Annotated in this window: 12 protein-coding genes; 10 read left to right on the forward strand and 2 right to left on the reverse strand. The window is 64.3% G+C overall.

Translation table 11 applies throughout. The features are described 5' to 3' along the window. The first annotated feature begins 5 nt into the window (after nt 1-5). Entirely contained in the window at nt 6-2,078 is a 2,073-nt protein-coding gene (locus tag IC232_RS00385; RefSeq protein WP_190842772.1) for a hypothetical protein, read from the forward strand. A 127-nt stretch (nt 2,079-2,205) separates the two neighbouring features. Here the strand turns inward: IC232_RS00385 and IC232_RS00390 are convergent, their stop codons facing one another. Together IC232_RS00390 and IC232_RS00395 are read right to left on the reverse strand one after the other, a co-directional pair. Further along, the gene (locus tag IC232_RS00390) at nt 2,206-2,718 is read right to left on the reverse strand and encodes a GNAT family N-acetyltransferase (RefSeq protein WP_190842774.1); all 513 of its coding nucleotides are present in this window, start codon (nt 2,716-2,718) and stop codon (nt 2,206-2,208) included. A gap of 150 nt (nt 2,719-2,868) precedes the next feature. Next, complete coding sequence (locus tag IC232_RS00395; RefSeq protein WP_190842777.1) at nt 2,869-3,351, reverse strand: NUDIX domain-containing protein; 483 nt, start codon at nt 3,349-3,351, stop codon at nt 2,869-2,871. Between the two features lie 336 nt (nt 3,352-3,687). On the opposite strand from IC232_RS00395, the gene mbfA reads away from it, so the two are divergent. From mbfA to IC232_RS00440, 9 genes are all read left to right on the forward strand, one after another. Further along, on the forward strand, nt 3,688-4,659 hold the full coding sequence (gene mbfA / locus IC232_RS00400; RefSeq protein WP_190842779.1) for an iron exporter MbfA: 972 nt from the start codon (nt 3,688-3,690) through the stop codon (nt 4,657-4,659). A 54-nt stretch (nt 4,660-4,713) separates the two neighbouring features. Beyond that, nucleotides 4,714-5,628 carry a metallophosphoesterase family protein gene (locus IC232_RS00405; RefSeq protein ID WP_190843413.1) on the forward strand — a complete coding sequence of 305 codons (915 nt, stop codon included), beginning with the start codon at nt 4,714-4,716 and terminating at the stop codon, nt 5,626-5,628. A 240-nt stretch (nt 5,629-5,868) separates the two neighbouring features. Beyond that, nucleotides 5,869-6,693: a DUF4142 domain-containing protein gene (locus IC232_RS00410; protein ID WP_190842782.1), complete on the forward strand. Its 825-nt coding sequence runs from the start codon at nt 5,869-5,871 to the stop codon at nt 6,691-6,693. Nucleotides 6,694-6,854: 161 nt separating this feature from the next. Further along, entirely contained in the window at nt 6,855-7,553 is a 699-nt protein-coding gene (locus IC232_RS00415; protein WP_190842784.1) for a fumarylacetoacetate hydrolase family protein, read from the forward strand. 124 nt (nt 7,554-7,677) lie between these two features. After that, nucleotides 7,678-8,523 carry a lysine/arginine/ornithine ABC transporter substrate-binding protein gene (locus tag IC232_RS00420; protein ID WP_190842786.1) on the forward strand — a complete coding sequence of 282 codons (846 nt, stop codon included), beginning with the start codon at nt 7,678-7,680 and terminating at the stop codon, nt 8,521-8,523. A 228-nt stretch (nt 8,524-8,751) separates the two neighbouring features. Continuing rightward, nucleotides 8,752-9,597: a lysine/arginine/ornithine ABC transporter substrate-binding protein gene (locus IC232_RS00425; RefSeq protein WP_190842789.1), complete on the forward strand. Its 846-nt coding sequence runs from the start codon at nt 8,752-8,754 to the stop codon at nt 9,595-9,597. 139 nt (nt 9,598-9,736) lie between these two features. Further along, nucleotides 9,737-10,459, forward strand: coding sequence for an ABC transporter permease (locus IC232_RS00430; RefSeq protein ID WP_190842792.1), 723 nt, complete (start codon nt 9,737-9,739; stop codon nt 10,457-10,459). After that, nucleotides 10,459-11,184 carry an ABC transporter permease gene (locus IC232_RS00435; protein ID WP_190842794.1) on the forward strand — a complete coding sequence of 242 codons (726 nt, stop codon included), beginning with the start codon at nt 10,459-10,461 and terminating at the stop codon, nt 11,182-11,184. The genes IC232_RS00430 and IC232_RS00435 overlap by 1 nt, the downstream gene beginning before the upstream one ends. Beyond that, complete coding sequence (locus tag IC232_RS00440) at nt 11,177-11,986, forward strand: ABC transporter ATP-binding protein (RefSeq protein ID WP_190842797.1); 810 nt, start codon at nt 11,177-11,179, stop codon at nt 11,984-11,986. Before IC232_RS00435 ends, IC232_RS00440 begins: the two co-directional genes overlap by 8 nt. The last annotated feature ends 32 nt before the right edge of the window (nt 11,987-12,018 follow it).

Raw genomic sequence — 12,018 nt, forward strand, 5'->3', positions numbered from 1 at the left:
TGCCTTTGCTTTCGGTCAGCCTCTCTCCACTCATTCCCGATTACGCCCTCTGGGCTCTCGGCGCGGTTGTCGTCCTTCTGGCGATCCTTGCGCTCGTCACGCGCGGTCCCGTGGCGATCCTGCGTGCGGTTGCCCTCGGCCTCGTTCTCCTGGCGCTCGCCAACCCGGCGCTGGTGCAGGAGGACCGGGAGAAGGTGAAGGATATCGTGGCGGTGGTCATCGACCGCTCCACCTCGCAGACCCTGGGCGACCGCTCTCCCATGACCGATCAGGTGCGGGCCGAGCTGGAGCGCCGCTTCGGCTCGCTGGCCGACGTCGATCCGCGCTTCATCGAGGCCGATGACGGCAGCGGCGACGACGGCACACGCCTGTTCTCGGCGCTCTCCAACGGTCTTGCCGACGTGCCGCCGGATCGGCTTGCCGGCGTCATCTTCGTCACCGATGGCGTTGTTCACGACATCCCGCCTTCCGTGGAAGGTCTCGGGTTCCGGGCGCCTCTCCACGCGCTCATTACCGGCCGGCCCGACGAGCGCGACCGGCAGATCAAGCTCCTGGAAGCCCCGCGCTTCGGCATCGTTGGCAAGGACCAGACCATCCGCGCCCAGGTGATGGAGCGCGGAGGCACGGGTTCTGCCCAGGTGACCGTGCGCCGGGACGGTCAGGTGCTCACCCGCCAGCAGGTGCGGGCCGACATGCCCTTTTCCCTCGACGTGCGCATCGAGCATGGCGGCACCAATGTGGTCGAGCTCGAAGTGGAAGGCTTAGCCAACGAGCTGACCCAAGCGAACAACCGCGCAGTGATCCCCATCGAGGGCATCCGCGAGAAGCTGCGCGTGCTGCTTGTCTCCGGTGAGCCCCATGCGGGCGAGCGGACCTGGCGCAACCTGCTGAAGTCGGATGCCAATGTGGACCTCGTCCACTTCACGATTCTGCGCCCGCCGGAGAAGCAGGACGGCACGCCCATCAATGAGCTGTCGCTGATCGCCTTTCCGACCCGCGAGCTGTTCCAGCAGAAGATCAAGGAATTCGACCTGATCATCTTCGACCGCTACGCGAACCAGAGCATCCTGCCCTCGAGCTATTTCGAGAACATCGTGCGCTATGTGCGCGAGGGCGGCGCGATCCTCGTGGCGGCGGGACCTGAATTCGCGAGCTATGGCAGCCTCGCGCAGACCCGGTTGTCGCCGATCATCCCGGGCCAGCCCAACGGCACCATCGTCGAGCAGCCCTACAAGGCCGAGATCACCGATACGGGCGACCGCCATCCGGTGACCCGCGACCTGCCGGGTTCGGAGCAGTCGCCACCCGCCTGGGGCGAGTGGCTGCGCATCATCGGCTCGCAGGTGCAATCGGGCTCGACCTTGATGTCGGGCGCCAACGACCTGCCGCTTCTCGTGCTGCGCCGGGAGGATAAGGGCCGCGTGGCGCTTCTGCTCTCGGATCACGCCTGGCTTTGGGCCCGCGGCTATCAGGAGGGCGGACCGCATCTCGACCTCCTGCGCCGCCTCGCCCATTGGCTCATGAAGGAGCCGGCCCTGGAGGAGGAGGCTCTGCGGGCGAGTGCGCAAGGGCGTGATATCCGCATTGAGCGGCAGACCATGACCGAGACAGCCGCTCCGGTGACGGTGATCGCGCCCAGCGGCCAGGAGAGCAGCGTGGCCCTGACCGAGTCGCGCCCCGGCCTGTTCACCGCGCAGGCAGCGAGCCGCGAACTCGGGCTGCACACGGTGCGCTCAGGCGACCTCATCGCCTTCGTCAGCATCGGACCGGCCAATCCGCGCGAACTGATGGACGTGTTCAGCAACACCGAGGCTCTCGCGCCCATCGCACAGGCGACGGGCGGGTCGGTCCGGCGCGTGGCGATAGTGGGCGATCAGGGCATCACCCTGCCGCGCATCATCCCGGTGCACTCGGGCTCGCGCTTTGCCGGCGGCGACTGGATCGGCATCAAGCCGAGCGACAGCGCCATCGTGCGTGGCGTATCGGTCTTCCCGATGGCTCTCGGCTTCATCGGATTGGTGCTGCTGATCGGCTCGACACTGGCCGCCTGGCTGATCGAGGGACGGCGTAGGGCTTAAGACGGGCCACAAACCACCAGCACGTCATCACCGGCCTTGTGCCGGTGATCTCGATTGAATGAGGTGCTGCGCTCTTCAGATCGGGATGGCCGGTACAAGCCCGGCCATGACGTGGAGAGGTGGCGCTCTACTGGCCAGTGTCGGGAATCGTACTCACAATCCCTTTTGCGCGGGCCAGCGCCCCCTCGACCAGTTCCAAAGCCAGGAAGCGTCCTGGATTGACTGGGCCTGGAAGCTGCAGGTGCGGCGCCGGAATGCGCTTGAAGCCGAAGCGGCTGTAATAGGGCTCATCGCCCACCAGCAGCACAAGGGTGTGCCCCTTGGCCTTGGCGGCATCCAGGGACCGGCGCATGAGGGCCGCGCCGATGCCCCGGCCCTCGAAGGCCGGCTCCACCGTCAGCGGTCCGAGCATCAGCGCCGGCTCGGCGCCTGCCATGACAGGCGTCAGGCGCACGGAGCCGACCAGCAGCGTGCCGACCATGGCGGTAAACGACAGGTCAAGCAGGTGGGGTGCTCCCTCACGCAGGCGCGAGGCGGTGCGGGCAAAGCGGCCCGGGCCGAAGGCGCGCTCGTGCAGGCGCTCGATGGCTTCGGAATCGATGGGTTGCTCGGTGCGGATCTGGAGCGAGAGCTCGGTCATGAACGGACTCTGGGCGAAAGACGAAAAAATTTGAGTGGCTGGATGGTGTCAGCCGTGTCGTCGTCGCAGAATCCGGGTGTTGATCATGATGCTCAGCGTTTCCTCTTTGACTAGGCCATAGCAGCGTCGCGAACCCGGCGCAAACGCTCTTCACCAATGCGGAGAGGGGGGCTGGCCTTCGAGGATTTCCGCCAGGCGGTTCCGGGTGGCCGAGGTGGTCTCCTCGGGCAGGTTGTCGAGGGGGAAGAACCCGGCTTCCGCGATTTCCCGGTCGGGTTGCTTCGCCTGCAGCACCGTAAAACGACGGATCACGTAAACCAGAACGTGATCGCGCCGGGATATCCGGTTGTTGAAGAACACGCCGAACAGACTGGGAGGCTCGTCCATGGCGATGCAGGCTTCCTCGCGCAGCTCGCGACCGAGCGCCTCCAGGGCTGTCTCGCCGGTCTCGACGCCCCCGCCCGGAAGGTGCCAGCCTGGCACATAGGTGTGGCGGATGAGAAAAACCCGGTTCTGTTGGTCAAGGACCACACCCCGCACCCCCAGGGTCATACCTCGTGAGAAGCGCCAATAGGTGTGCAGCCCCAGGGACAGGAGGCGTGAGGCTTTCCGTGACGGCGGGGAGTCGGACATCGGTTCATGCCATCACATCAAGATTACCGGAGGATGAATGTAGTCATTCATCAAATGCATAGCTGAGGCCTCAATTTGGCGCGTGACCCGCATCATACGAAGGTCTAAGACAACGGCAACCAAAGGTGTTCCAATGTTTCTCGCTTTCATCCTGTCCCGCCTGAACCGCTCCGCCCGTTTCTCGTGGTCGCCTGCCCTCAATTTCGATGACCGCACGGTCTACTCGACCCTGATCCCCGGCGCTCAGTACTGAGTTCGGCCGAGCCTCTATCTGAAAAGACAGAGGGCTTGATATAAAGCGGCTCTAATTTAGAATAATTCTAAATCGGAGCCGCCATGAAGTCCCTGTCCGAACTCTCTGAACGCGAAGTCGTTGCCCTCGCCATCGCGAGCGAAGAGGAAGACTCGCGGATCTACCAGCATTTTGCAGATCGCCTTCGACCCGACTTTGGCGCTTCGGCCGAGATCTTCGATGGGATGGCCGAGGAAGAGCGTGAGCATCGCAACTCCCTCTACGGCTTCTACCGCTCCCGCTTTGGGGAGCACCTGCCTCCCATCCGCCGGGAGGACGTACGCGGCTTCCTGAAGCGCCGCGCCGTCTGGTGGAGCCCTCACCTCGATCTCAACCGGATGCGCCGCGAGGCGGAGGTCATGGAGCTGCAGGCCGCCAGCTTCTACGAGAAGGCCGCCCGGCAGACCCTAGACGTCTCCTTAAGGGAACTCTTCACCAACCTAGCGGACATCGAGCGCGGGCACGAGCGTAAGGCCGGCGAACTTCATGCCGCTCATCTGACCGAGAATGCGCAAGCTGCCGAGGAGCATGCCCGCCACCGCCTCTTCGTGCTGCAGTATGTGCAGCCGGGGCTCGCGGGCCTCATCGACGGCTCCGTCTCGACGCTGGCTCCTCTCTTCGCCGCGGCCTTTGCCACCCAGAACAACTGGGAGACGTTTCTGGTGGGGCTCGCGGCCTCCGTGGGGGCCGGCATCAGCATGGGCCTGACCGAGGCCCTGTCGGACGACGGCGAGATCACCGGGCGCGGCTCGCCCTGGCTGCGCGGCCTCGTCTGCGGCCTGATGACGGCGGCGGGCGGCATCGGCCACACCCTGCCCTATCTGGTGCCGGATTCCTGGCCCAACGCCTTCCTCCTGGCCACCAGCATCGCGGCTCTCGTGGTGGCGGTGGAACTCGTGGCGATTTCCTGGATCCGGACGAAGTACATGGAGACGCCGTTCTGGAGCGCCGCCTACCAGGTGATCGTCGGCGGCGTGCTGGTGCTTCTCGCCGGTATCTTCATCGGCAGCGCTTGACGGGCGGGGGCGCCCGCGCGAGTTCTCGTGTCCACTCGCATGAACCCGGCCGCCATGTTTCGCATCGTCCATCTGACCGACCCCCATGTGGGCCCGCTGCCCCGGCCGCGCCTGAAGCAGCTTCTGAGCAAGCGCCTGACCGGCTGGTACAACTGGCACCGCAGCCGGCACGACATGCACGACATGGAACTCCTGGCTGCGCTGGTGGCCGACATTCATGCCCAGAAGCCCGACCACATCACCTGCACGGGGGACACCTGCAACATCGGCCTGCCGGAAGAGTGGAAGACCTCCCGGGTGTTTCTCGAAGAACTCGGCGATCCGTCCCGCGTCACCTTCGTGCCGGGCAACCACGACGCCTATGTCCGTGGCTCCCTGGAAGGACTCATGAAGGAGATTGCCCCATGGACGCGGGGCGATGACGGGCGCGAGGGGAGCTTTCCTTACCTGCGCCGCTACGGCTCCATCGCGATCATCGGGTTGTCATCGGCCATCCCGACCCTGCCCTTCGTGGCATCGGGCAGGATCGGCTCCCGGCAGATGAAAGCCACCGAGGAGATGCTCAAGGAACTGGGTCAGGATCCGGCCTGCTTCCGGATCGTGCTCATCCATCACCCACCGCACGTGGGCGGGGCGGATCCGGGCCGCAACCTGACCGATGCCAAGCGCTTCGAGAAGATGCTCTGCCGGGCGGGCGCGGAACTCGTGCTTCACGGCCATAATCACGTGGGGTCGCTCGCCCATCTCGACGGCCCGCGCGGCCCGATCCCGGTGATCGGCGCCCCCTCGGCCTCGGCTCGCGGCGGAACGCTCACCCATACGGCCGGCTATCATCTCTTCACGATCGGTCGGGATGAAACCGGCTTTCTCCTGATGGCAGAACGACGAGGGTTGAAGCCCGATGGAACGGTCGGGGGCTTAGGGATGCTTTCGCTCGCCCGTATCCGCCAACCGCATGAGCAGAGCTAGCAGAGAAACCTCGATCTCAGGCCGGCTCCGGCTAACACAAGTTAAGCCATGGGCACGGGAGAGCATAGTCAGAGCTAAGCTTCAGTATTCAAAACATATTTTCTTCGCACAATCGCGTCACTTTCCTGGAACCGCTTAGATCGCTCTCCGTTGAAGGGGTGCAGCAGCCACCCATGAACTTCGCAAGCCTGTCGGGCTGCGCACGGTGTTCTGCGACCCGAGAAAACAGGAGTTCATCTCATGAAGAAATATCTTGCCCTCGCGGCATTGTTCGCATCCGTTTCGGCCGCCCCGGCTTCCGCTCAGATGGTTATGGACAGCCAGAGCTATCGCATGATGGCGGCTCAATCGGATGCTTTCGAGATTGCCACGAGCCAGCTCGCCCTTGAGCGTTCCCGCAATCCTGTCGTTCGTCGCTATGCCCAGCAGATGATCCAGGATCACTCCATGACGAGCCAGGCCCTGAACGGCGGACGCGCAGTCTATAGCGCCAACGGTCAGTTCATCGGCGGCTCCCTGAGCGGCACGCTGGCCGGAGCCGGCATCGGCGCCCTGGTCGGCGGCCCCGTGGGTGCAGCCGTTGGCGCAGGCATCGGTGCAACGGCCGGCGCGACGGCTGGTGCTGCATCGAGCGGCTCCCCTGGTACGGCTGGTGGAACGGCGACCGGCGCTCTGGCCGGCGCTGGCGTGGGTGCCCTGGTAGGCGGCCCTGTCGGCGCGGCCGTTGGCGCTGGCGTCGGCGCGACGACCGGTGCGGCAGCCGGCGGTGCGGCCGACGTGCAGGCTACGGGCTCCGTGACCCCGATCCAGCTCGGCATGGCGCTGCCTCCCGAGAAGATGGCCATGCTGAACCAGATGGCCTCCACCTCCGGCCCGCAGTTCGACCGCCTCTATGGACAGGCACAGCGCATGGGTCACCAGGAAGCCCTCGCCCTGCACACGAGCTATGCCCAGGCCGGCAACGACCCGTCCCTGCGCCAGTTCGCGGCCTCGGTGGTTCCGCACATCGAACATCACCTTGCGGATTCGCGTCGCCTTCCCGGCGCGACTGCGCGTCGCCGTTAATCGGCCTCCAGCCTGACCTTATGGTGCGGCGGGTCCATTGGACCCGCCGTATCCTTATGCAGGAAAGCCTAGGAGAAAAGTTGCACCATTTTCCCGGGTTGTGATGCGTGCCGCAGGGTGTAGGAAGGGAGCACATCCGACCTCTCTTCTCGCGAGCTCCCATGGCATACGTCATTCCCGCGCCTTCCCTCCCCGCTCTCCCGGTTGCCGGCACCCACGACCTGTTTCCGGTCCGTCGCGTCTATTGCGTCGGCCGCAACTATGCGGCCCATGCACGGGAGATGGGCGACGACCCGACCCGCGAGCCCCCGTTCTTCTTCATGAAACCCGCAGATGCCCTGCAGCCGATCGCGGAGGGCGCAACCGTCGATCACCCCTACCCCCCAAAGACGGGAAATTATCACTTCGAGATCGAGATGGTGGTGGCGCTGGCCAAGGGCGGTCGGGACATCCCCGTCAGCCAAGCTCTCGACCATGTTTTCGGCTACGCGGTCGGGCTCGACATGACCCGCCGCGATCTGCAGGACGAGGCCAAGCAGCTCCGGCGCCCTTGGGAGTTGGGGAAGTCAGCGGATCTTTCCGGGCCCGTTGGACCAATCCATCCGGTCTCCGCTGTCGGCCACCCGGCGAACGGCACCATTTCGCTGACGGTAGACGACGCCAGCAAGCAGAAGGCCGACCTGTCGGACATGATCTGGTCGGTGGCCGAGCAGATTGCCTATCTGTCCACCTATTTCGAGATTGCCCCCGGGGACGTGATCTTCTCCGGCACCCCTGACGGGGTGGGCGCGGTGACAAAAGGTGAGACCATGGCTGGCGCGATTGAGGGCTTGGGCGAGATCCGGCTACGGGTTGTGTAAGGCTTAGCCCCATCCCCTTGCCTTTTTTGCCGGATTGGCCGTTACTGCGTCACGGCGCGACCCTCTGGATCGCGGTAAGTTAGGCTCCGGCCCAGACCGGACCCATAAAACTAAGGGAACGACAATGAAATTCGTTAAGACCGTCGGCTTGGCTCTTCTCGGTTCCGCTCTCGCCATGGGTGGAGCAGCCGCTCAGGAGAAGACGGTAAAGATCGCCACCGAGGGCGCTTATGCCCCCTGGAACTTCACGGGCGCGGGCGGCAAGCTCGAAGGCTTCGAGATCGACCTCGCCAACGACCTATGCGGCCGCATGAAGGTGAAGTGCGAGATCGTGGCTCAGGACTGGGACGGCATCATCCCGGCGCTGACCTCCAAGAAGTACGACGCCATCATGGCCGGCATGAGCATCACGGACGAGCGCAAGAAGACCATCGACTTCGCTGGTCCGTACGCCAACTCGCCGAACGGCTTGCTGGTGGCGAAGAGCTCGGACCTCGCCAAGATCCCCGGCACGGGCCAAGCCTTCAACCTCGGCAGCCAGCAGGCTGCGGCGGAGAAGGCGATCGAGGCCTACAAGCCCATGTTGAAGGGCAAGACCGTCGGCGTGCAGACCTCGACGATCCACTCCAACTTCGCCGACAAGTACCTGAAGGGCACAGCCGAGATCCGCGAGTACAAGACCACCGAGGCTCACGATCTCGACCTTGCCGCCGGTCGCATCGATGCGGTTCTGGCCGACTCGACCAACATCATCGGCACCCTCGAGAAGCCTGAGTTCAAGGACTACGTCATGGTCGGCCCGTCCATCACCGGTGGCCTCCTCGGTGCCGGCGTCGGCGTCGGCCTGCGCAAGGGTGAGACCGAGCTCAAGAAGAGCTTCGACGATGCGATCCAGGCGGCCATCAAGGACGGCACGATCAAGAAGCTGTCCGAGAAGTGGTTCAAGATCGACACCACGCCGCGCTCCTGATCAGTTGCGACATCCTTCAAAAGCGCGGCTCCGGCCGCGCTTTTTTGTATGGATACGCGCCATCTGCCACCGAAATTGCCACCTTGGCCGGCTTATTCAACATGTTTAGGGCTTGCACCGGCTTGGCTTTTGAATGTTAGCTTTGACAAGCAGGGTGAAGGGGTCAGCTCCGCGGAGTTGCCTGTCACCCGACAAACGGATCAGTCGAAACTGACCAGAGGGATGACAATGAAACTGTTCAAGACTTTGGGCCTCGGGCTTCTGGCCTCCGCTCTCACAATCGGCGGAGCAGCCGCTCAGGAGAAGACGGTAAAGATCGCCACCGAGGGCGCCTACGCCCCCTGGAACTTCACGGGCGCGGGCGGCAAGCTCGAAGGCTTCGAGATCGACCTCGCCAACGACCTGTGCGGCCGCATGAAGGTGAAGTGCGAGATCGTGGCTCAGGACTGGGATGGCATCATCCCGGCGCTGAACGCCAAGAAGTACGACGCCATCATGGCCGGCATGAACATCACCGACAAGCGCCTGGAGGTGATCAACTTCTCCCTCCCCTATGCTGCCACGCCGCACGGGTTCGGCGTGATGAAGGACTCCCCGCTCGCCAAGCTGGCCGGGACCGGCACGACCGTGAGCTTCGAGAAGGACTCCGAAGGCGCGAAAAAGGCGATCGAGGCGTGGAAGCCGCTGCTGAAGGGCAAGACCGTCGGCGTGCAGGGCTCGACCGTGAACTCGCAGTTCCTGGAAACCTACCTGAAGGACACCATCGAGATCCGCGAGTACAAGACGACGGAGCAGCATGACCTCGACCTGACAGCCGGGCGCATCGATGCGATCTTTGCCGGCCATGGCGCCCTGAAGGCCACCCAGGAGAAGCCCGAGTTCAAGGACATGGTCGTGGCTGGCACGGGCATGCGCGGCGGCCTGCTGGGCCGCGGCGTTGCGGTCGGCATGCGCAAGGACGACGCGGAGCTGAAGAAGGGCTTCGACGAGGCGATCCAGGCTGCGATCAAGGACGGTACGATCAAGCGGCTGTCCGAGAAGTGGTTCAAGATTGACGCGACCCCGCAAGTCTGACAACGGCGTGCCGGACATGCAGTCCCGGGTCCTGCTCCGCGGACCCGGGATCTAATCCGGTCGAAGGCCGGATGTTACAGGTGCTGTCTCGCCCGCTGCCTTCCACAGCGGGCAGACATATTCAGGAAAGTTTCGACGCGTGCAGCAATTGAGCTATTTCGAGCTCGTCGGGTTTGGTCCCAATGGATGGGGATGGGCTCTCCTCACCGCAGCGGGAATGACGATTGCGGTCGCCATCTGCGGCTTTCTCGCGGGCTCCGTCGTCGGCACCCTGGTGGCCTGGGGCAAGATCGGCGGCAATCTCGTGATCCGCAGCCTCGCCGACGGCTACACCACCGTCCTGCGCGGCATCCCCGATCTTCTCGTCATCTACCTGTTCTATTTCGGCGGCAGCGCGGCGCTCGGCGCCATCGGCAGCCTCTTCGGCGCCGACGGGTTCATCGGCGTGCCGGCCTTCGTCACCGGCGCTCTCGCCATCGGCATCATCTCGGGAGCCTACCAGGCCGAGGTGTTTCGCGGCGCCTATCAGGTGGTCAGCCGCGGCGAGATCGAGGCGGCGCGCTCGGTGGGCATGCACCGCTGGCTCATGTTCCGCCGCATCATCGCCCCGCAGGTGCTGCGCTATGCGATTCCGGGCCTCGGCAACACATGGCAGCTGGTGCTCAAGGAATCGGCGCTCATCTCCGTGACCGGCCTCGTCGAGCTTCTGCGCCAATCGCACATCGCGGCCGGCTCCACGCGCCGCCCGTTTGATTTCTATCTCACGGCCGCCGTGCTCTACCTGCTCATCACCTGGGTTTCGACCTATCTGTTCCAGCGCGCGGAGACCCACTCGATGCGCGGCATGCGGAGGGCCTCCTGATGGATTTCGCGTTTATGCGGGATGCCTTCCTGACCCTCATCGGCGGCGTGCCGCTGACCCTGAACCTGGCCTTCATGGCCGTGGGCCTCGGAGCCATTCTCGCCATGCTCCTGGCGCTCATGCGCATGTCGGGCCTCAAGGTGCTCGACTGGCCGGCACAGGCCTATGTCTTCGTGTTTCGCGGCACGCCGCTGCTCGTGCAGATCTTCCTGATCTATTACGGCCTGGGGCAGTTCCGTCCCACGTTGCAGGAATGGGGCCTGTGGGTCTTCTTCCGCGAGCCCTACTGGTGCGCGGTCTTCGCATTGACGCTCAACACGGCGGCTTACGCCAGCGAGATCATCCGTGGCGGGCTGCAATCGGTTCCCTACAACCAGGTCGAGGCGGCGCGCGCCTGCGGCATGTCGGGCATTCTGCTCTTCCGCCGCGTCATATTCCCCATCGCCGTCCGCCAGGCGCTTCCAGCCTATGGCAGCGAGATCATCCTGATGGTGAAGGCGACATCACTCGCGTCGATCATCACCATGATGGAAGTGACAGGATTGGCTGCCAAACTGATCTCCCAGACCTTCCGCGCAGTCGAAGTGTTCATCGTGGCCGGCCTGATCTACCTGATCCTCAACTTCATCATCACGCGCATCATCATGGCCATCGAATGGTGGCTTTCGCCTCACCTGCGCCGCCCACCGGCTGTGGAGCCGCGTCTGGAGGCTGCCCATGTCTAACGGAGTTGCATCCTTGTCGTCCCAACTTGCGCCGTCCGAGGCGGCTTCGGCCGTCTCCGTGCAGAATCTCCGCAAGAGCTTCGGATCGCTCGAAGTCCTCAAAGGCGTGTCGCTGAGCGCCCGTGAAGGCGACGTGATTTCGATCCTCGGCGCCTCCGGCTCCGGCAAGTCGACCATGCTCCGCTGCATCAACATGCTGGAGGTCCCCGATTCCGGCGAGATCCGTATCGGTGGAGAGACCATCGGGTTGAAGAAGACCCGCAAGGGCATGGAGCCGGCCGATCAAAGCCAGGTGGACCGCATCCGCTCCCGCGTCGCCATGGTGTTCCAGAGCTTCAATCTCTGGTCACACATGACGATTCTGGAGAACGTGATCGAAGCGCCCGTGCATGTGCAGAAGCGCCCGAAGGCCGAGTGCATCGCCGAAGCCGAGGAGTTGCTGGCGAGGGTCGGCATCGTCGACAAGCGCAATCAATATCCGTCGCACCTGTCCGGCGGCCAGCAGCAGCGCGCCGCCATCGCGCGAGCGCTCGCCATGCACCCGAAGGTGATGCTGTTCGACGAGCCCACCTCGGCGCTCGATCCGGAGCTCGTCGGCGAGGTGCTGCGCGTGATGCGCTCGCTTGCCGAGGAGGGCCGCACCATGCTGGTGGTGACGCACGAAATGGGCTTTGCCCGCGACGTGTCGAACCGGGTCGTGTTCCTGCACAAGGGCGTGGTCGAGGAGGAAGGTGCTCCGGCGGAGGTGTTCGGCGCCCCGAAATCCGAGCGCTTCAAGCAGTTCATCTCAAGCCATCGCTGAGGCTTGGAAAAAACAAAAAGGGCGAAGCGACA

It is taken from the genome of Microvirga sp., assembly GCF_014699075.1.
GTDB lineage: Bacteria > Pseudomonadota > Alphaproteobacteria > Rhizobiales > Beijerinckiaceae > Microvirga.